The organism is Agrobacterium sp. 20P9.1.2 (assembly GCF_057799395.1).
Genome location: NZ_JBYOKI010000008.1, coordinates 112987 through 134181, shown reverse-complemented (window position 1 = coordinate 134181; position 21195 = coordinate 112987). Strand labels below are relative to the sequence as shown.

Below are 21195 nucleotides of genomic sequence, written 5' to 3'. Positions count from 1 at the left end.
GGGAGAGCGGATTGGCCGTTTTTCATCATCACGCCATCTCCTCGAACCGCTGCAATTCCTGGCGCTCGCCGGATGTCTCAAGAAAGAACCGTGTCAGCAGGTTCTTCGCCGTCAGTATCCGGTACTCCGCCGTCGCGCGCCAGTCCGTCAGCGGCTGGAAATCCTCATCGATTGCATCGCGGGCCGCTTCGATGGTTTCCATGGTCCATGGCTGGCCCATCAGAACCTGTTCCAGCTTTGCAGCACGCTTCGGCGTTGCCGCCATGCCGCCGAAGGCGATGCAGATATCCTCCACATTGCCTGCCCCATCCAGCTTCAAATGATAGGCGGCGCAGAGTGCGGAGATGTCCTCATCGCGGCGTTTGGAAATCTTGTAGACCGCGTAATGCACATCGTCAGCCGGGATCGGCACGAAAATCTTCTCCACAAACTCGCCGGAGAAACGGTCTTGTTTGCCATAGTCGATGAAGTATTTTTCGAGCGGCATGGTGCGGCTGCCGGATGCGGAGCGAAGGGTCAGCGTTGCGCCGAGTGCGATTAGAGAGGGTGGCGTATCGCCGATGGGAGAGCCGTTGGCGATGTTGCCGCCGATGGTGCCCATATTTCGCACCTGCTGGCCGCCGATTCGGTCGATCAGGCGGGCGAAGGGCGGAATGTGCTTTGCGAGAACGGTGAAGGCGTGGCTGTAAGTTACGCCAGCGCCTATCGAAATTCCGTTGTTTTCGACGGAGATGGATTGCAGCTCGCTCAGGTGATTGATGAAGATGACCGGGTTCAGCGCCCGCATCTGCTTTGTCACCCACAGGCCGACATCGGTGGAGCCAGCAACGATGGTCGCCTTTGGCTCGGCAGCGTAGGCGGCTGCGAATTCCGGCAGGTTGCCCGGAATGATCGAGCGACAGTCATCCTTGGTGACGGTAATCGTCTCGTTGAGCGGGATGGCCCAGAGGCGGGACATGATGCTGGCGCGGTCGCGCTCTATCGGGTCAAACAGGGTGCTGGGCTTGGCAGCCGTCACGCTTTCAGCCGCGCGGATGATCGGCTCGTAACCGGTGCAGCGACAGAGATTGCCCTGCAGGGCTTTTTCGATATCGGCGCGCGATGGCTTGTTGCTCGTCAGCCAGAGGCCATAAAGCGACATGACAAAGCCGGGCGTGCAGAAGCCGCATTGCGAGCCGTGATAATCCACCATCGCCTGTTGAACCGGATGCAGCACGCCATCCTTGCCAGCCAGATGCTCGATGGTGACGATGTGGGTGCCGTGCAGTGAGCCCATGAAGCGGATGCAAGCATTGACGGTTTCATAGCGCAGCGAGCCATCCATCAGCCGCCCGACCAGTACGGTGCAGGCGCCGCAGTCGCCTTCGGCGCAGCCTTCCTTGGTGCCGGTCAATCGTTTTTGCAGCCTTAGATAATCGAGCAGCGTTTCCGTTGGGCCGAAATCCCTAAGAGAAACGGTCTCGTTATTGAGGATGAAGCTGATTGCGTCTTTCATGCCGTGCCTTCGTATGCGTTTTGATTATTGGGCGGTCCAGCCACCATCGATGGAAATATGCGTGCCGGTGATCTGCTTGGCCGCATCACTGGCCAGGAAGATCGCGGTTGCCGCGATGTCCTCGACCTTTACGAATTCCTTCGTTGCTTGCAGCCGCAGGAGAACATCGTTCTTCACCTCGTCCTCGCTGATGCCGCGTGCCTTGGCCGTATCGGGTATCTGTTTTTCCACCAGAGAGGTCAGCACATAGCCGGGGCAGATGGCGTTGACGGTAATTCCGGTTTCGGCAAGCTCCAGCGCTGCGGATTTCGTCAGGCCGATAATACCATGTTTTGCCGCCACATAGGCAGATTTAAACGGCGAGGCGACCAGCCCGTGGGCCGAGGCGATGTTGATGATGCGACCTTTTCCCGCCGCCTTCATCAGCGGAATGACAGCTCGCATGGTGTGGAAAGAACTGGTCAGATTGATGGCGATGATCTGGTCCCATTTCTCCGGCGGAAACTCCTCCACCGGGGCGACATGCTGCACACCGGCATTGTTGACCAGAATATCCACCGCACCCATTTTCTCGTGGGTGGTTTTGACCAGATCGGCAATCTCATCCGGCTTGGTCATATCCGCCGGGTGGTAGAGAACACGCGTGCCGCTTTCGGCCTCCATCAAAAGGCGTGTGTCCTCGATTTCGTGCTCGTCGCCGAAACCGTTCAGCATGACGTTGCAGCCATCATTCGCGAATGCCTGCGCGATGGCCAGACCAATACCGCTGGTAGAGCCGGTTACTATAACAGTCCGATGCATGCGTCCCCCTTTTTACCCAACGTTGCAACGCTTTACATCAGGTTATGCTTAAACCGGGGGAACTGGCAATCGGATTTCACAACAGCGCGCACTTGCCGTGGCTTGACTTTACGGGCTGCTCATATTGTGTTGCGCGACATTGAATTCCGGGAGGCATGAATGGGCGGCTATATTCTCGCCATCGACCAAGGCACGACATCGACGCGTGCCATTGTTTTCGATGGCTCCATGCAGGTGGCAGGAACGGGACAAAAGGAGTTCCGCCAGATTTTTCCAGACTCAGGCTGGGTGGAGCATGACCCTGAAGAAATCTGGGAAAGCGTCATCTGGTCCATCAAGCAGGCCTTGGAAAAAGCCAAGCTGAAAGCCTCCGACATCTCGGCCATCGGCATTACCAACCAGCGCGAAACCACGCTGTTGTGGGAACGCGACACCGGCAAGCCGCTGCACAATGCCATTGTCTGGCAGGACCGGCGCACCGCCAAGCTGTGCGAAAAGCTGAAAAAAGACGGTCACGAAAAAGCCTTCGTCAAGAAAACCGGCCTTCTGCTCGACCCGTATTTTTCCGGCACCAAGCTGTCCTGGCTTCTCTCCAAGATCAAGGGTGCACGCAAGCGTGCCGAAAAGGGTGAACTTTGCTTCGGCACGGTCGATACGTTCCTGATCTGGCGGCTGACGGGCGGCAAGTCATTTGTAACTGACGCCACGAATGCGTCTCGCACGCTGATGTTCAACATCGAAAAGAATGTCTGGGACAAGCAGCTTCTCGAAATTCTCGACGTGCCAGCGTCGGTTCTTCCCGAGGTGCTGGATTGCGCTGCCGAATTCGGCGTTGCGGATGAAGAACTGTTCGGCGCGCCGATCCCCATTCTCGGCGTCGCGGGAGATCAGCACGCTGCCGTCATCGGGCAAGCCTGTTTCGAACCCGGCATGCTGAAGTCCACCTACGGCACCGGCTGCTTTGCGCTTCTCAACACCGGCGAAGACATGGTTCGTTCCAAAAACCGGCTGTTGACGACCATTGCCTACCGGCTGGATGGCAAGACGATCTATGCGCTCGAAGGCTCCATCTTCGTCGCGGGTGCTGCCGTGCAGTGGCTGCGCGACGGGCTGAAGGTCATCGGTTCGGCATCGGAAACCGGCGCGCTGGCCGAAAAGGCAGATCCTACGCAGGATGTTTATCTGGTACCGGCTTTCGTTGGCCTCGGCGCGCCCTTTTGGGACGCGGATGCACGCGGGGCGATGTTCGGGCTGACGCGCGGCACAGGTCCGGCGGAGTTTGCGCGCGCGGCACTCGAAGCCGTCTGCTACCAGACGGGCGACCTGCTGGACGCCATGCACAAGGACTGGAAAAACGCCAATGGCGACACGGTTCTGCGTGTGGATGGCGGCATGGTGGCGTCTGACTGGACGATGCAGCGCCTGTCCGACCTCATTGATGCGCCGGTGGACCGCCCGGTCATTCTGGAAACCACGGCTCTGGGCGCGGCATGGCTTGCGGGCAGTAAGGCGGGCGTGTGGCCGGATATGAAGGCGTTTTCGCAGGCATGGTCGCGCGACCAGCGCTTCGAGCCGCAGATGGACGATGAAACCCGCGAACGCAAGATCAAGGGTTGGAAGAACGCTGTGCAGCGAACGCTGAGCAAAGTCTGATATCCGCACCACCAAGGCTGCGTGTCGGTCCCGGCGCGCAGCGGTGCAACACCATTTCTTAATGAGTTAAGTCGTAAATTCGGCAATTGAATAAAATCGACAGGAGTGTCGTTTCGGTCCCGATTGAGGCTCACCCGGTGTGAGGATGGTCGGCTGGTATTCGCGAAATCGCGTTCAGGCAACGCTGAAGACAAAAGGCTGGTAACCAGGCGATGTTGGGTAGATTTGCTGCGCTGGTGACGGATCGTCTTTCTCATTTTCCGCTAATGCACAGACGTGATGTCACACCGTCGCGCACCACTTTCAGCGCTGTCTAGATGTCGAGAGCAGCCGAAAACAGCCCCGTCTATGATCAGCCCGCTTATAGCGGCTTGATAGGGCTTGCCGATGTCGCAGCAGCCCTGTGGCGCAGAAAACTGCTGATTTTCCTCGTCACCTTGCTCTGCGCTGGCTTGCCTTACGCATCTTCATTTCTCATGCCCAACTACTACTTCATCTACACGCAGATTCTGCTCGACCCGGATGGTCAGCGCATTTTCGCCACCGATCTGCAAAAGCCGGAGCAGCAGCGCTCTGTCGACTGGTATGTGGTCAGCCAACAGGGCGTCATCGCCTCCGATCTCGTGCTGGGACAGGTGGTGGAGAGTGAAAAGCTTTACGATGACCCGGATTTCGGTGCGGCCTCGCCTTATTATCCCGACAAAGCGCGCAAAACCCAGCTAGCGGTCGAAAAGCTGCGTGATGCCGTTAAGCTCAAGCGTATCGGCGACAGCTACATCATCGAAGTCAAGGTCACCGATACGCAGCCGGAACGGGCCATGCGCATCGCCAACCGGATACCCGATATCTACTTTAGAGAGCGCCAGCAAAGCTCCGCGGATGTCTTTCGACGCACGGGCAACAGTCTGGCCGAGCAGTTGCAGAGCCTCAAGGCCGCCGTCGAAGCCGCCGACCGCGCGGTCAATGATTATCGTACGAAACACAACATTGCTTTGATCGATGGACAGTCCGATATTGCCGGGCAGGTCACCGAACTCAACAATCAGATATCCGATCTGGCAGGCCAGATTGCCGAGCAGCAGGCCATTGCAGCCGAGCTGGATAAGGCGCGGAAAAACCCTGATTATCGGCCATCCATACCGGATACCAGTCTCAGCCAGGCAATCGTCCAGCTACGGACCCGCTATGAGCAGAGCAGGGCGGAGCTGAACGTGCTGGCGGCCTCTGTCGGCAGGCGCCATCCAGATTACCAGCAGGCGCAGGAACGCAGCCGCGCCATTGCTGAAATCCTCGATGGCGAGCTGCGCAACCACGCCAATGCCGCCGTGCAGAATGTTCGCACACTGAGAAACCAGAATACCTTGCTGAGCGCGCAGCTGGACAAGCTGAAGGGACAGCTGAACGAGAATGACACCACGATGGTGACGTTGCGCGAGCTGGAGCGAACGCTTGCCTCCAACCGTGCCGTCTACGAAGAGTTCCTATTGAGAACCCGCCAGCTTTCCGAGCAGGCCGGTTCGGCGCAGGAGCAGCCGCGCGTGATCGACGCCGCCGCTTATCCCCTGCGCAGAGCGGGCCCGCCTCACAACACCATCGCTTTCGTGGGTGGTCTCTCCGGCTTCATACTGATGATGGCTGGCGTGCTTTTGAGAGCCGATCTCCTTTCTGTATCGGCAAGAAAGGGTCTGGCGGCATGAGCAATATCGCGCAATCATCGCCGCATTACGCCCCGCCGCTGGTGGCCGCAAAGGCTGGTTTCAACGGTGCGGTGCCTTGGGCCGCCTTCGTTTTGATCCTGACGCTGCCCTTCATGCAGCTGTTTACGGTCAATTTCGTATTCCCTCTGAAAATCTTCGAAATCGCCATCATCGTCTGGGGTTTGACCGCTGTTCTCATGTTGCGCATCCACGTCTTCGACGTGCCGGTGCTGATTTTCGGAATTTTGCTGACATTTTATTGCGTGATCGCGCTCACCATCAATCTCAGAATTCTGGACAATGTCGGCAACTTCTCGCATCTGGCGCGCTGGTCGCCCGAGATCGACGGGCTGACGAAAGCCGCCTATCTGCTGATCTGTGTGCTGGGCCTGAACCTCGTGGCCTATGCCGCCTATTTCAAGCCGAAGCTTGCTGTCGATCTATGGATTATTGGGGCGCTTCTTGCCGCCAGTGTGCATTTCGCACTGTTCCTGATGACGTTGGCTGGAATGTCTCTGCCAAATCTACCCGGCATGCCCGACAACCCGCAAATGATCGACCTCGCGGGCATGCGCCTTTATCGCGCTGCGACCTTTCTGGAAGGCAATTATGCAGGTCCGTTTTTCATTCTGTCCTTTCTGCTGGCGTGCTACAGGCACTACAGATTGCGGGCCTGCCTGCTGCTGACGGCGGCGCTCTTGACCTTCTCGACCACGGCATTGCTGGGTCTGGCGGTGGCCGGTCTGTACTGGATGCTGACCAGCAAAAATGCCATGTCGAAGATCAAGGTCCTGTTGTTGGCCTTACCGCTACTGCTCGTCGGGGCACCGTTGCTCGACACCTTCGTTCTGGACAAGATTTCCGACGATAGCGAAAACTCTTCCATCAGTGACCGCACCGCGACCGCGCTGGAAGCCTTGGGCATGTTTCAGAACAATGTCGTCATCGGGGTGGGTATCTCGCAATATGGTTTTGGTGTGCCGGGTCGCACGCGCTGGGATTTCACCCGCAACGATTTTGCGGTGGAAAAGGACAAGGGAATTCCCAACAATGTCTATGCCGAGACATTGTCGGAACTGGGCCTCATGGGATTGCTGTTTCTCGGTGCCTTCCTCCTCGCCATTTTCCGCATTATCTGGCGCTGCCCACATCCGCTTTTGCGAGCTGGCGCCTACGCCGTCTTTCTGTTCTGGATATCGTCGCCGACGATTACGCTGATGTATTATTGGGCCTATCTTGGTCTTGTCTGCGGCATTGCGCGATACGAAATGCGTTTGGCCTCGCGCCAGCCAGTCGGCGGTCCACGCTCGGCGGTTGTGGTCAAATAAACCGACTTCAAACGCCAAAAGTGCGTTGTTTTCCGGCTCTTATCGAACATGCTTAAATATTGTATGGTGTCCGCGCTTCATGGGGAGAGGGACAGCCGATGCCGAAGATCGCAGAGCATGAATTGTCGCTAAGCCGCATTATAAACGCCCCGCCGGAAAAGGTTTTCCGGGTCTGGGCCGATCCTGAATTGCTGATCCAGTGGTGGGCGCCGCTGCCCTACCAGACCTCGCAGGCCGTCATAGATCTGCGGCCCGGCGGAGCCTTCAACACCACCATGCATGCGCCGACGGGCGAGATCTACGAGAACCTCGGCGTGTTTCTGGATGTCGTCAACAACAGGCGTCTGGTGTTTACCGATGCGTTTCGCGAAGGCTGGGTCCCGGGCGACCGGCCATTCATGACCGGCTATGTGACCTTCGAGGATGCCGGAAACGGTGCAACCAAATATGTAGCCCGCGCCCTGCACTGGACTGCCGACGACAAGCAGACCCATGAGGACATGGGTTTTGAAGAAGGGTGGAATGCGGCGGCGGAGCAGATGGATGCGTTGCTGCAACGGCTTTGATCCTGCGTGGTCACGAGCCGGATGCTGGATGACAGCCCTCATGTCATCCCATCTATTTTCTAGAAGCGTTTCTTCCAGATTTTGGGTTTGCCACGGCCCTGTTGCATCCCTATCTCTCAACTAACACCATTGAGGGCTTGGCATGGAACTTGGTCTATACACATTTGCGGATGTCGATCCGAACGCACCAAATGGCAAGGGGCCGGAAGGCGCGCGTCGGCTGAAAGACCTGCTGGAAGAAATCGAGCTAGCCGATCAGGTGGGGCTGGATGTGTTCGGCCTTGGCGAGCACCATCGCCCAGATTACGCGGTATCGTCACCCTCCACCGTTCTGGCCGCCGCTGCCGTGAAAACCAAAAACATCCGGTTGACGAGCGCGGTTTCCGTACTGAGTTCGGATGACCCCATCCGTGTGTTCCAGCAGTTTGCGACGGTCGATCTTTTGTCCAATGGTCGTGCGGAAATCATGGCCGGGCGCGGCTCCTTCATCGAATCCTATCCGCTGTTTGGCTATAATCTCGAAGATTACGATGAGCTTTTCAGCGAGAAGCTGGACCTGCTGCTGGCGCTTCGCGAGAAAGAAATCGTCACGTGGTCGGGCACCAAACATCCACCGATCAATGGTCGCGGCGTTTACCCTCGCCCCTTGCAGGAGCATATGCCGGTCTGGATTGCTGTTGGCGGCACGCCGCAATCCGTCGCGCGCGCCGGTGCCATGGGCCTGCCCGTTGCGCTGGCCATCATCGGTGGTGAATATCGCCGTTTTGCGCCGCTGTTTGATCTCTATCGCGAGGCCGCGCGCCGTGCAGGGCAGGATGTGACGAAGCAGAAAACCAGCATCAATGTTCACGGCTTCATTGCCGATACGACGGACAAGGCTGCCGACCAGTTCTACGGTCCGCAGGCGGACGTCATGAACCGCATCGGCCGCGAGCGCGGCTGGGGTCCCACCAACCGCGCTCATTATGATGTGGCGCGCAGTGCCGAAGGTAATCTCTTCCTTGGCGAGCCGGAACTGGTGGCGGAAAAGATCATCAAGGCGCATGGCGTTTTCAGGAATGATCGCTTCTTGTTGCAGATGGCCATCGGCCTGATGCCGCATGAGCAGATCATGCGCGGCATCGAGCTTTACGGCACCAAAGTCGCGCCGATCGTCAGAAAAGAATTGACTGGCAATGCCGATAGGGCGAAAGCCACGGCCTGAACGAACAGGCGGCACTCCTCGCTCTGTGGTGCCGCGAGCATGGAACGACAATGGTTATCTCCACCGAAGAAGAACTCGCAAAGCTCAAGGATATCGGTCGCATCTGCGCATTGGCGATGCAGACCATGGGCGATGCGCTGGAACCGGGCATCACCACGCTGGAACTGGACGGCATTGGCCGAAAGGTGCTGGAAGACAATGGCGCGCAATCTGCGCCGGAATTCTGCTATCAGTTTCCGGGCGCAACCTGCATCAGCGTCAATGAAGAGGTCGCCCACGGCATTCCCGGCCCCCGCATCATCAAGGCGGGCGATCTCGTCAATATCGACGTGTCGGCGGTCAAGGATGGGTTCTTTGGCGACACCGGCTCGTCTTTCGCCGTTCCGCCCGTCAAAAAAGAGATCGAGCGCCTGTGCCGCGATGGCAAGCGCGCAATGTGGACTGGCCTTCAGCAGATCAAGTCCGGTCGTCCGCTGGCCGATATCGGTAATGCCATCGGCGCATTTGCCAAGAAGAACCGCTATACGCTGATCACCAACCTCGCCAGCCACGGCATAGGCCGTTCCTTGCACGAGGAGCCGACCGAGCTTGCCACATGGCCGGATAAGGACGAAACCCGCATCATGACCGAAGGCATGGTGTTTACCGTCGAGCCGTTCCTCTCCATGGGTGCCTATTGGGCGGAAGATGGTGACGATGATCCGTGGACGCTGTTCAGCGACCCCAGCGCGCCGACCGTGCAGTTCGAACATACGGTGGTGGCAACCAAGAACGGCCCCCTAATCCTTACACTTGCCGATTGATCGATCAGGCCCAGTTATCGCTGCGATCAAAATTAGTCGATTGTCGCGCCTGCGGCAGACTGGAATAAGCAGATCATGAACTCCAGTCAACACATGTCTGCCAGCCATGCCCTTGCGCTTGGCCTTGGTGGTGCGCTTGCCATGGCATCTGCCATGGGCTTCGGGCGTTTTTCCTTTACGCCGATCCTGCCCGGCATGATGGCGGATGTGCCGTTGACGGCGGGGCAGGCGGGCATCATCGCAGCGGGAAACTTCGCCGGTTATCTGGCCGGTGCCATTCTGGCAGCCTATTCCTGGGGCGCGGGGCGGGAGCGTCTGATTGCGCTGTCCGGCCTTTTCTCTACGGCTATCCTGCTGTTTGCCATGGCGGCGTTCAGTTCTGTCGAGGCCTTCACGGTCATTCGTTTCCTCTCAGGTGTCGTCAGTGCACTGACGATGATCTTCACCTCGCAGATCATCATCGGTCATGCGGCAAAGGCGGGAAAAGACCATGTGCAATCCCTGCATTTCGGTGGCGTCGGTGCCGGTATCGCTCTTTCCTCTCTTCTGGTGTTTTTGATCGGGGTCGTCTTCGAGGCTGGCAGCGCATCGTGGCGGGAAGAGTGGATCGCAGGCGGCGTCTTTACCCTGCTGTCCTTCGTCTTCGTCTGGCGGGTGCTGCCCGATGGACCGCCACGCACCGCTGAAACAAAAGCCGAGCCGCCCATTCGTTGGCACATGAAGCTGGCGTTGGTGACACTCGCTTACGGCTTGTTCGGTTTCGGCTATGTCATTACCGCGACGTTTATCGTGACCATTGCCCGCATGGCTGCGGCGGGCGCGGTTGTCGAGTTTCTCGCGTGGTTCGTCACAGGCTGCGCCGCCGCCGTTTCGCTCTTCGTCTGGAAGCCCGTTTTGCGCAGCATCGGCCTGAAACGTGCCTTTGTGTTTGCGCTTGCCATCGAAGCAATCGGCGTACTGGCCTCGGTCACATTGCCGCCTGTGATCGGCGTTCTCGTCGGCGGCCTGCTTCTGGGCCTTACCTTCATGGTCATCACCGCTTACGGGCTCCAGCTGGGGCGGGAGTTTTCCGCCGAAAGCCCGCGCCGCGCCTTCGCCTTCATGACCGCCGCTTTCGGTACAGGGCAGATCATCGGGCCGCTTGTGGCTGGCTGGGTGGCGCAGGCAACCGGCAACTTTACCGCACCGACGCTTCTTGCGGTCATGGTTCTCATCTGCAGTATTGTGCTGATGCTGCCGGTGCTACGACGCCCGCATTGACGAAATATCTGAGGGTTAAGCGAGTGCGCTGTCTTACATCTTGGTAAGTTAGCGTTTGTCTCATTGCTGCGCACAAATTTCTGGCCTAGTTTCCCATAAAACTGCTTTGCCAATAATGGCTGACCTCCCAACTCGCGAGAGTTCGAAACGTGTTTCATTCCTTCTTCCCAAAACCCAAACTGTTTTTCACGTCGGCCGTAATCTGGACATTGCTCATGATAGGCCTGTGGTACTCCGGCGCACGAGACTGGGGGAATTCCATAGGATTGCCAGCGTTGCCGCAGGGAGAGCAGCCTGTCATTGGGGTGTCCGTTTTCTGGTCACCGCCATTCTTGTGGTTTTATATATACTACACTGTTGCCGTTGCCTTGTTTTCAGCTTTCTGGTTCGTATACAGCCCGCACAGATGGAAGAACTGGTCTATTCTGGGTTCTGCGCTGATCGTCTTTGCAACCTACTTTTCCGTTCAGGTCAGTGTGGCCATGAATGCTTGGTACGGTCCTTATTACGACCTTGTTCAACAGGCTTTGGCTAAGACTGCCCCGGTTACAGCAGAACAACTCTATATGGGACTTGTCGGGGTAACGGGCATTCTGTTCTTCGCCATTACCGTCGGCGTGCTGAACCTCTTTTTCGTCAGCCACTATATCTTCCGCTGGCGTACAGCGATGAACGAATTTTACATGGCCAACTGGGATCGCTTGCGCCACATCGAAGGTGCCTCCCAGCGTGTTCAGGAAGATACTATGCGGTTTTCCAGTACGGTCGAAGGCTTGGGCGTCGGTTTGGTGCGGGCCATCATGACGCTCATCGCGTTCTTGCCCGTCCTGTTCACCTTCTCTGAAACCATTACCGAACTTCCGATCGTTGGTGAAATCCCCCACGCTCTGGTGTGGGCGGCCATTGTCTGGTCGCTGTTCGGTACCGGCTTTCTTGCCCTTGTCGGCATCAAGCTTCCGGGCTTGGAGTTCCGTAACCAGCGCGTCGAGGCGGCCTATCGAAAAGAACTGGTTTACGGCGAAGACCATGAGGAACGCGCCCGGCCTGTAACGGTAGCTGAGCTTTTTTCAAACGTCCGGAAGAACTACTTCCGTCTTTACTTCCACTATATGTACTTCAACGTCGCACGTATTTTCTATCTTCAGGCGGACAATCTCTACAGCCTCATCGTGCTGATCCCTTCCATTGCGGCCGGTAAGGTCACACTCGGTGTCTTCACGCAGATCGGCAACGTCTTCGATCAGGTGCGCGGGTCGTTCCAGTACCTCATCAACTCATGGACGACCATCGTTGAGCTGCTCTCGATCTACAAACGTTTGAAAGCCTTCGAAGCCGCTATCGATGACAAGCCGCTGCCGGAGATCGACCAGCGCTATCTTAAGCGCGAAGCCGAAAGCGGCGAGATGGCTGCCAACAAGCCGACGTGACACAAAAAAGGGTGGCCAAGTGCCACCCTTTTTCTTTTGAGATTGGATGAGGCCATTACCCTTCGGACTTCTGCACCCGACGCGCCTCTATCATCGGCATAGCCTGCGCATACGTCACGCAAGCCACATCCTCTTTCTTGCAGACTTCACGCAGCAGTCGCTCAAATGCGTTCCAATAAGCACCACCGTTCATTTTGACGAAGTGGAAGCCGAGCTGGAGGGGAACGCGTTCGCCGTCATATTGCTTGTCGAAGGCGGCGCGGAAAGCTTGGTAAGCGCGCTCTTCGAATTCGGCTGATTTTTCCCTGTTTTCGATGGCCATGGAATGGCGCACGAAGAGGTTATAATCCATCGCGATGATGGCTTTGTTGTTGGGGCCTTCGGGAATGAGCGGCAGGCCGAAATGCTCGATGCCGTCTCTCTTGATGGGCCAGGCCGGGCCCTTGGTTATGCTGGTCGCATCATAGACGAAGCCGTGTTTCTTCTGCGCCGCGGTCAGCGCATCGCCCTGAGAAAGATAGGGTGCGCGAAAGCCGTTGATGCCCTTGACCATGTCGCGCCAGCCCTGCGGTTCCTCATCCTTCTTGCCGATCATCTGCCAGGCATTTTCCAGCGTGCTGGTGAAGGTGGTGAATTCGGCGTCCCATTGCTCCGCCGTCCAGCTGCCGCCATCAAAATGACCGCAGGTGTGGTTGGCGATTTCGTTGCCTTCCTGCTTGGCAGCCCAGATGTTGCGAAGGCGCGCTTCCACTTCCTCGATGGACTGGCCGAAGCCGACATTGGAGCGACCAGCCTTCTGGCCCGGACCCTGATAGCTTTTGGCGCTGGTCTTGCGATCCATAACCAAAGTGCAGGCAAGGAAATAGGTGAAATGCGCGCCCACTTCCTTGGCGGTGGCACGGCTGCGCTCCCACAACGAGTTGTCGCCCGCACCGTCGAAGGAGACCATCACCAATTGTTTTGGCTTTTCGGCTGTCTGCGCAAAAGCAGGCAGGGCAACGGAAAGGGATAAACTCAAAACAGCAAAAGAACGAAGCATTATTGACCACATATGTTTGGAAGGCAGGGCTCTTTTGAAGCGGCAATAAGGCGAAGCTTTGATTTGTCTGGCAATTTTGGTTCATTGGCCATAATTCAGTAGCATCTCATTTCCGCATTCGCACAAGGGGCCATCCATGCTGCTGCTTTTGATCTGTCTTCTGCTGTTCTTCGTGACCCATTCGCTTCGGTTCATCGCGCCGGGTTTCCGCGCCGGTATGATTTCGCGGCTGGGTGAAGGGCCTTTCAAGGGCGTCTATTCGGTGGTCAGCATCATCGTCATCCTGCTTGTGGCCTATGCCTTTGGTCAGGCGCGGCAGGTCACGGGCATGCTGTATTATCCGCCCATCTGGATGAGCCATATTGCGGTGACCTTGATGCTGTTTGCCATGATCTGTCTTGTGGCAAGCTGCTTGCCCGCTGGACACATCGTTGCAAAAACCAAACATCCTTTGATCCTTGCCCTGAAAATCTGGGCGTTTTCGCATCTTCTGGCCAATGGAGAGACGTCTTCGGTCATTCTATTCGCCTCGTTTCTCGCATGGGGCGTTGTCATGCGCATTCTGCTGAAGCGGCGGGCGCGGGCAGGCGAGGTGGTGACGCGTCCCTTCGTCTCGGCGCGTTACGATATCATTTCCGTCGTGCTGGGCGTCGTGTTGTGGGCCGCTTTCATCTGGAAGCTGCACGAATGGTTGATCGGTGTTCAGCCTATCGCAATGTAAGAAAGTGACTTTTCCCCTTACATATAAGGGAAAATAGGCTAGAAGGCCGACCAATGATCGTGGTTGGCCTTTTTGCTGGTCGCGACAAAGGGCTTTGGCGTGTCCGCAGACCGAACGAGTAGCAATAGTTCGGTGCGGGTATATGGAGAATTCGATGGCGAACGAGAATGATACCTTCATCCGCGAAGTAAACGAGCAGATCCGCTCGGAGCAGATGAGCAATTTCTGGGGACGGTACGGCATTGTCGTCATCGGAGCCGCTGTGCTGATCGTGCTGAGTGCTGCGGGTGCCGGTATCTATGAATACTGGAACACCACCCGCGCTTCCGCTTCCGGCGACCAGTTTGCGAGCGCGCTGAAGCTCGCGCAGGAAGGCAAGAACGATGAAGCGCTGAAGGCGTTTTCCGATCTGGAAACGGCGGGTCATGGCTCTTATCCGGTTCTGGCCAAGTTCCGCTCTGCCACGCTTCTGGCGCAGAAGGGTGACGCCGCTGGCGCCATTGCTGCCTTCACCGCCATCGGTAACGACACCAGCGCGCCGCAGGTCTTCCGCGATACTGCCAAAGTCCGCGCTGCATGGCTGCTGGTGGATAACGGCACTTACGAGCAGGTGTCCGCGCAGGCAGAAGTGCTGACAGGCGAAGGTCAGGCCATGCGCAATTCTGCGCGCGAGGCTCTTGGTCTTTCCGCTTACAAGGCAGGTGATTTCGTCAAGGCCAAGCAGTGGTTCGAGCAGATCACCGCTGATGTGCAGGCACCGCGCAACGTCACCAGCCGCGCACAGATCATGCTCGATAATATTGCCGCATCCGGCAAGGCAGCATAAGAGTCTGAGGCTCTGAGTTCGCGCCATAGTTCAGGTTAGGGTTTTCCATGAGTTTCACCGTCGCCATAGTCGGGCGTCCCAATGTCGGCAAGTCCACGCTGTTCAACCGTCTGGTTGGCAAGAAGCTGGCGCTTGTGGACGATACGCCGGGCGTGACCCGCGACCGCCGCCCCGGCGACGCGAAGCTGGTGGATTTGCGCTTTACCATCATCGACACAGCCGGTCTGGAGCAATCCGGGCCGGACACGCTTCAAGGCCGCATGTGGGCGCAGACGGAGGAGGCCATCGAAGAGGCCGATCTGACCCTGTTCGTGGTGGATGCCAAATTCGGCCTTACGCCTGCTGACCAGACGCTGGGCGAAATGCTGCGCCGTCGTGGCAAGCCTGTGGTGCTGGTGGCCAACAAATCGGAAGCGCGTGGCTCCGATGGCGGCTTTTACGATGCCTATACGCTGGGCCTCGGTGAACCGTGCCCGATTTCTGCCGAGCACGGCCAGGGCATGATCGACCTTCGCGATGCCATCGTTGCCGCCATTGGCGAAGATGTGGCGTTTCCGCCAGAAGACGATTTCGACGAGGCTGAAACCGATGTCGTGCTGCGCCACGGCGACCTCGATGGCGAGGAAGACGAGGACGAAGAAGAGCCGGTTTACGATGAGACCAAGCCGCTGCGCGTTGCGATCATCGGTCGCCCGAATGCTGGCAAATCCACGCTCATCAACCGCTATCTCGGCGAAGAACGCCTGCTGACCGGCCCGGAAGCAGGCATTACCCGAGACAGTATCTCGGTCGAATGGGACTGGCGTGGCCGCACCATCAAGATGTTCGATACGGCAGGCATGCGGCGCAAGGCCCGCGTGACGGAGAAGCTGGAAAAGCTCTCGGTCGCGGATTCGCTGCGCTCCATCCGCTTTGCCGAAACCGTGGTCATCGTGTTCGATTCGACCATTCCGTTCGAAAAGCAGGATTTGCAGCTGGTCGATCTCGTCATTCGTGAAGGCCGCGCCGCAGTGCTGGCCTTCAACAAGTGGGATCTGGTCGAAGACCCGCAGGCGTTTCTGGCCGATCTGCGTGAAAAGACCGAGCGGCTGTTGCCACAGGCGCGCGGTATTCGCGCCGTGCCCATGTCTGGCCACACAGGCTACGGCCTCGACCGGTTGATGCAGAATATCATCGATACGGACAAGATCTGGAACCGCCGCATTTCCACCGCCAAGCTCAACAAATGGCTGGATGCGCAGGTCACCCAGCATCCGCCACCGGCTGTCTCCGGTCGTCGTTTGCGCCTGAAATACATGACGCAGGTCAAGGCCCGCCCACCTGCCTTCATGATTTCCTGCACGCGTCCGGAAGCTATTCCGGAATCCTACACGCGCTATCTGGTCAACAATCTGCGCAAGGATTTCGACATGCCGGGCGTTCCGATCCGCGTGCATTATCGTGGCTCGGATAATCCGTTTGAGCACAAGGCCAAGAAGAAGCGGTGATTTTGGCCGTTTCTAAGTGACTTGTCGCCACACTCAACGTCATCCTCGGGCTTGACCCGAGGATCTAACCACATTGGGTGTTGGGGTTCGTTAGATGCTCGGGCCACGCCCGAGAGGGATTGCTCTCAATGGTAACATGGTCGCACCGACCCATTTTTTCGACAGATGTCGCATTGAACCGTTACATTCTCAGGTAAAACACTATGCTGATCAAGCAGACCGATTATCATCGCATCTACCGCGTCATCAACAGCCTGCTGATCAACGAGAATGCCGACCCTACTACGGCCAGCATGTATTTCAGCACATTCGGTGCGTTCATTCTGGAGCATCATTACAAGGTGAAGGCGAAGCCCAAGGGTGGGCTTGCGGCCTATAATCTCGATGGCAAACGCATTCTGTTTGCGGATCATCGCGACGATGGGCACGTCACCGGTGCGGGTGAGAATTTTCACTGCTGGGTGGAGGCGGATGGATGGGCCATCGACTTCATGGCGCCTGCCTTTTCGCAGGCCGCGGCTGAACTTGCCGTTCCCGCAAAGATGTTTCAGCGACCGCTGTCATCGATGGCGCCGTCCATCAACGATTTGAACCAATCCGGTGATTTCTTTTATAAATCCGAGCCGGAAGCGACCGCCCGCCGCTTTGCCGATTGGCGCAAGCAGGCCATGATCGGCGATCTGGCCTCGATTGCGGCTGGCTGGTTCCGCAAGTCGCCGAAGCAGATGCAGAGTTCGATTTCCGTTTCGGATCAGTCGAAAGAATCCAGAATCATTCCGCTGTCTGGCAATGCCCTGACAGGCGCGTGGTGATGTGACGGTGATGAAAAAGGACGGCCAGCGTAATCTCGCGGCAGCCGCCTGACGTCAATCAGCAGCCCGACCCCGCTCTATAGATAGCGGCAGTCGCATCCCGACGCGTCTTGTGACAGCCTTGCCCGCTTTCGTCCACAGGCCTATCTCCAAAAAGCATTGAAATTCGCGATATTTCCATCACCCGTTCTCCGAGGATGGGCAAATTCCGGCAATCCACTGCTGGCCGCGGACGTGACATTGTCCAGAAACTGGCGTGATGCCTTTTCCCAGGAATAGGTGCGGGACAGCGCAAGAGCGGCATCCGGTGAGCAATGCAGCGCATTGAGGCAGGCCGTTTGCAGGTCGGAGTTCAGCTGCCCTGCATTGGGATGCGCGCCCAGAATGTCGAGAGGGCCGGTCACGGGAAAAGCCGCAACGGGAACGCCGCTTGCCAGCGCTTCGAGGATAGTGTTGCCGAAGGTGTCGGTCTTGGACGGGAACACGAAGACATCGGCCTGCGCATAGGCGGCGGCCAGTTCCTCGCCGGTTTTGACGCCGGTGAAGAGAACGTCGGGGTATTTTTCCTGAAGCTCGGCGCGGGCAGGGCCATCGCCGACCACGACTTTCGAGCCCGGCAGATCGAGGTCGAGAAATTCCGGCAGGTTCTTTTCGACGGAAACGCGACCGACCGTCATGAAAATCGGGCGCGGCAGGTCGAAGGGTTCCGCCAGTTTCTCGCGTGGGTGAAACAGGCCGGCATCGATGCCACGGCTCCAGCGTCTGAGGTTCTTGACGCCGCGTGCATCGAGCTCCGTCTCAAGGCTCGGCGTTGCCACCATGCAGGCGCTGCCGCCATTGTGGAACCAGCGCACGAAGGCATAGAGCCAGCTCTCGGGAATGGGAAAGCGCGCCGCCACATATTCCGGAAAACGGGTGTGATAGCTGGTGGAAAAGCGCATGCCGTGCTTGATACACCAGCGCCGTGCCATGAAGCCGAGTGGGCCTTCCGTGGCAATATGCACATAGGATGGTTGGCTTTTTTCGATGGCGCGCGACACGCGGCGATAACCGGCAACGGAGAGGCGGATTTCCGGGTAGGTCGGGCAGGGGACAGAGTGGAAGTTCTGCGGCGTGACCATGCAAACTTCGACGCCCATGCGCTCCAGTTCTGCATTGGTGTTTTCGATGGACCGCACGACACCGTTGACCTGCGGATGCCATGCATCTGTGACGATGGTTATTCTGGTCATGCCGTGCCGACCCCCGCGCTTGCGAATCCCGGTTGTTGCCGGGCCTTCGCGTGTATGCGACAGGCGTGTTACAGCTTCATGTCAGCGACGGTTTCAGCTCTTGGGCAAAAGCTCCGGCTTTATCAACGCGCCATGGTGGCCGATGACGGTAGCGGCAGCCTTGGCTGCGAAAATGGCGGCGTCCTGCGGCGTGCTGCCCGTGACGAGTCTGGAGAGGAATGCACCGTTGAAACTGTCGCCTGCGCTGGTCGTATCGACTACCGACACGGCCTGAACGGCGGGCGCATGGCTGCGCTGGCCTTCGAAATCCAGCGTCGCACCCTTCGCGCCGTCTTTCACGACGACATTGGCAACGCCCAGCCCGCGGTAGCGCGCAATGGTGGCCTCGACATCCGCATCGCCGAAATTACCGGCCTCGTCATCGAAGCTTGGCATGACCAGCGTTGCCGCGCGCGCACCATCTGAAATTGTGTTCAGCATGGTCTGCTTGTCAGCCCACAGGCGCGGGCGGATGTTGGGATCGAACACGACCTGTTTTCCAGACGCTTTCGCGCGGCGCAGTTCGGACAGAAATGTATTGACCGCATGAGGCGTCGCCAGAATGGCGAGGGTGATGCCGGAGAAATAGATAAGGTCCGCGGCCTCTATCGTGCCGCGCAGATGATCTGCATCAGTGGCAAGCTGGCGGGCGGCGGATGTGCTGCGCCAGTAGCTGAATGTGCGCTCGCCGTCCTTGAGGTTGATGAGATAAAGGCCGGGTGTGCCGCCCTTGATGCGCGCTACATTGGCGGTTTCGATGCCCGATTCACCGATGAAGGCCAGCATTTCGGCGGAGAGCGGATCGTCTCCCAGTGCGGTGAAGTAGTCCACCGTCCACTCGGCGGGCAGGCAGGCGCGGGCGTACCATGCGGTGTTCAGCGTATCTCCGGCAAAGCCTTTGCGCAGCAGGCCATCTCCCGCCTGCGAGAGTTCCACCATGCATTCGCCGATAGAAAGAAACCGTCCGCCCACTGCAATTGCCTCCCGAAAATTGACGTTCCGGCATTACGATGCTTGGCGCGTGCTGGCAAGTGCAAGTCATCATATGAGTGTCGCGGTTACGAAATGGAACGTGATTGCCGTTTACGAATTGAGATGGGCTTTATATGCTCTGCACAAAATCACTGGAGATTGCCCATGTCGGACCCCAACGCCTCCACCCCGAACGTCGTAGAACATGGAGACTGGTGGAGGGGGGCGGTAATCTATCAGGTCTATCCTCGCTCGTTTCAGGATACGACGGGCGATGGTTATGGCGATCTGCCCGGCATCACGAAACGCTTGCCCTATATTTCCTCGCTTGGCGTCGATGGCATCTGGCTTTCGCCATTCTTCACCTCGCCCATGGCGGATATGGGTTATGATGTGTCCGATTATTGCAATGTCGATCCGCTGTTCGGCACGCTGGCGGATTTCGATGCGGTGATTGCCGAGGCCCACCGGCTGGGGCTGAAGATCATCATCGATCAGGTTATCTCGCACACGTCAGACCAGCATCCCTGGTTCAAGGATAGCCGCGCCAGCCGCACCAATTCCAAGGCAGACTGGTATGTCTGGGCAGACCCGAAGCCGGACGGTACCGCACCGACCAACTGGCTCTCCGTCTTCGGCGGGCCTGCCTGGGAATGGGATGGCGTGCGCAAGCAATATTACATGCACAATTTCCTCGCCTCGCAGCCGGATTTGAACTTCCACAACACCGAGGTTCAGGATGCGCTGCTGGAAACGGTGCGCTTCTGGCTCGACCGTGGCGTCGATGGTTTCCGCCTCGATACGGTGAACTATTATTTCCATGACAAGCTGCTGCGCGATAACCCGCCGCATGAGCCAGACAGCGACGACGCGGGTCTGGATGCGCCTGACGTCAATCCCTACGGTATGCAGAGCCACATTCACGACAAGACGCAGGTGGAAAACATTGCCTTCCTCCAGCGTTTTCGCGGGCTGCTGGATGAATATCAGGGCCGCATGACGGTGGGCGAGGTGGGCGATGGAGCCCGCTCGCTAAAAACCGTCGCCGCCTATACGGCAGATGGTGACAAGCTCAACATGTGCTATACCTTCGACCTTCTGGGCGGGGATTTTTCCGCAGGCCATATTCGCGGTGCGGTGGCCGGGTTTCAGAAAGCCGTTACGGATGGCTGGGTCTGCTGGGCCTTTTCCAACCATGATGTGGTGCGTCATCTCAGCCGCTTTGCCGAAAACAGTGAAGAACAGACGCGCGTCGCCAAGCTTGCTTTCAGCGTGCTGGCCACGCTTCGCGGCTCCATCTGCCTTTATCAGGGCGAGGAACTGGCGCTGACGGAGGCTGAATTGGCCTTTGAGGATTTGCGCGATCCATACGGCATCCGCTTCTGGCCTGCCTTCAAGGGCCGCGATGGATGCCGCACGCCGATGGTGTGGGAAACCGGCAACTCCAATGCAGGATTCACCACCGCCGAAAAGCCCTGGCTGCCGGTGCCTTACGCCCACGCCATGCTGGCGGCAGACGGGCAGGAGCGCAAGCCGGACTCGGTGCTGAACCATTACAAGGCCGTGCTGGCCTTCCGCCGCAACCACGCAGCCCTGCGTGATGGCGACATGGTGTTTCTGGACACCCAGCAGGATTTGCTGGCCTTCACCCGCCACAAGGGCACCGAAACCCTGCTCTTCGTCTTCAATCTGACGCGAGAACCGGTGGATTTTCTGATCCCCAAGGATTTGAAGGTCAATGAAGTGCTGAGCATGCCGGGCTTCGCACCGCTGTTCGATGCCGGTACGGTAAAGCTGGATGCGCTGGATGTGTTCTGCGGGAAGCTTGCGTGA

The 21195-nt window shown here is 58.0% G+C and carries 18 protein-coding genes; 13 read left to right on the top strand and 5 right to left on the bottom strand.

The genetic code is table 11. From position 1 onward, the window contains the following. Positions 1-28: 28 nt before the first annotated feature. On the bottom strand, positions 29-1495 hold the full coding sequence (gene xdhA, locus AC27VJ_RS20260; protein WP_488685512.1) for a xanthine dehydrogenase small subunit: 1467 nt from the start codon (positions 1493-1495) through the stop codon (positions 29-31). A 24-nt stretch (positions 1496-1519) separates the two neighbouring features. Further along, entirely contained in the window at positions 1520-2296 is a 777-nt protein-coding gene (locus tag AC27VJ_RS20255; protein ID WP_488685511.1) for a 3-hydroxybutyrate dehydrogenase, read from the bottom strand. 159 nt (positions 2297-2455) lie between these two features. Here AC27VJ_RS20255 and glpK point away from each other — a divergent pair, with 159 nt between their 5' ends. From glpK to bacA, 8 genes are all read left to right on the top strand, one after another. Then, a complete protein-coding gene (gene glpK / locus AC27VJ_RS20250; RefSeq protein ID WP_488685510.1) occupies positions 2456-3949 on the top strand; it encodes a glycerol kinase GlpK in 1494 nt (497 codons plus the stop codon). Between the two features lie 317 nt (positions 3950-4266). Next, on the top strand, positions 4267-5646 hold the full coding sequence (locus AC27VJ_RS20245; RefSeq protein ID WP_488685509.1) for a GumC family protein: 1380 nt from the start codon (positions 4267-4269) through the stop codon (positions 5644-5646). Beyond that, positions 5643-6974, top strand: coding sequence for an O-antigen ligase family protein (locus AC27VJ_RS20240; protein ID WP_488685508.1), 1332 nt, complete (start codon positions 5643-5645; stop codon positions 6972-6974). The genes AC27VJ_RS20245 and AC27VJ_RS20240 overlap by 4 nt, the downstream gene beginning before the upstream one ends. A 98-nt stretch (positions 6975-7072) precedes the next feature. Next, a complete protein-coding gene (locus tag AC27VJ_RS20235; protein ID WP_113088460.1) occupies positions 7073-7540 on the top strand; it encodes an SRPBCC family protein in 468 nt (155 codons plus the stop codon). Between the two features lie 142 nt (positions 7541-7682). Further along, positions 7683-8744: an LLM class flavin-dependent oxidoreductase gene (locus AC27VJ_RS20230; protein ID WP_488685507.1), complete on the top strand. Its 1062-nt coding sequence runs from the start codon at positions 7683-7685 to the stop codon at positions 8742-8744. Between the two features lie 50 nt (positions 8745-8794). After that, a complete protein-coding gene (gene map / locus AC27VJ_RS20225; protein WP_488685506.1) occupies positions 8795-9547 on the top strand; it encodes a type I methionyl aminopeptidase in 753 nt (250 codons plus the stop codon). Positions 9548-9622: 75 nt separating this feature from the next. Continuing rightward, positions 9623-10807 carry an MFS transporter gene (locus AC27VJ_RS20220; RefSeq protein WP_488685505.1) on the top strand — a complete coding sequence of 395 codons (1185 nt, stop codon included), beginning with the start codon at positions 9623-9625 and terminating at the stop codon, positions 10805-10807. A gap of 149 nt (positions 10808-10956) precedes the next feature. After that, on the top strand, positions 10957-12234 hold the full coding sequence (gene bacA / locus AC27VJ_RS20215; RefSeq protein ID WP_488685504.1) for a bacteroid development protein BacA: 1278 nt from the start codon (positions 10957-10959) through the stop codon (positions 12232-12234). 55 nt (positions 12235-12289) lie between these two features. Here bacA and AC27VJ_RS20210 read toward each other — a convergent pair whose 3' ends face one another. Then, positions 12290-13273, bottom strand: coding sequence for a polysaccharide deacetylase family protein (locus tag AC27VJ_RS20210; protein WP_488685503.1), 984 nt, complete (start codon positions 13271-13273; stop codon positions 12290-12292). 136 nt (positions 13274-13409) lie between these two features. Here AC27VJ_RS20210 and AC27VJ_RS20205 point away from each other — a divergent pair, with 136 nt between their 5' ends. The 4 genes from AC27VJ_RS20205 to AC27VJ_RS20190 all read left to right on the top strand — a co-directional run bounded on the left by AC27VJ_RS20205 (position 13410) and on the right by AC27VJ_RS20190 (position 17119). Next, the gene (locus tag AC27VJ_RS20205) at positions 13410-13994 is read left to right on the top strand and encodes an NnrU family protein (RefSeq protein ID WP_488685502.1); all 585 of its coding nucleotides are present in this window, start codon (positions 13410-13412) and stop codon (positions 13992-13994) included. A 154-nt stretch (positions 13995-14148) separates the two neighbouring features. Next, entirely contained in the window at positions 14149-14820 is a 672-nt protein-coding gene (locus tag AC27VJ_RS20200) for a tetratricopeptide repeat protein (protein WP_113088467.1), read from the top strand. Positions 14821-14867: 47 nt separating this feature from the next. After that, positions 14868-16307 (top strand): ribosome biogenesis GTPase Der, encoded by a 1440-nt coding sequence (der, locus tag AC27VJ_RS20195; RefSeq protein ID WP_062448760.1) that lies wholly within the window; start codon positions 14868-14870, stop codon positions 16305-16307. 203 nt (positions 16308-16510) lie between these two features. Then, the gene (locus AC27VJ_RS20190) at positions 16511-17119 is read left to right on the top strand and encodes a DUF2026 family protein (protein WP_113088469.1); all 609 of its coding nucleotides are present in this window, start codon (positions 16511-16513) and stop codon (positions 17117-17119) included. Positions 17120-17262: 143 nt separating this feature from the next. On the opposite strand, the gene AC27VJ_RS20185 is transcribed toward AC27VJ_RS20190, so the two are convergent. Both AC27VJ_RS20185 and AC27VJ_RS20180 read right to left on the bottom strand, forming a co-directional pair. After that, entirely contained in the window at positions 17263-18351 is a 1089-nt protein-coding gene (locus tag AC27VJ_RS20185) for a bifunctional monoglucosyl/glucuronosyl diacylglycerol synthase (RefSeq protein WP_488685501.1), read from the bottom strand. Positions 18352-18444: 93 nt separating this feature from the next. Beyond that, positions 18445-19362: a sugar kinase gene (locus tag AC27VJ_RS20180; RefSeq protein ID WP_488685500.1), complete on the bottom strand. Its 918-nt coding sequence runs from the start codon at positions 19360-19362 to the stop codon at positions 18445-18447. Positions 19363-19527: 165 nt separating this feature from the next. Between AC27VJ_RS20180 and bglA the strand changes: the two genes are divergently transcribed. Continuing rightward, positions 19528-21195: a beta-galactosidase BglA gene (gene bglA / locus AC27VJ_RS20175; protein WP_488685499.1), complete on the top strand. Its 1668-nt coding sequence runs from the start codon at positions 19528-19530 to the stop codon at positions 21193-21195.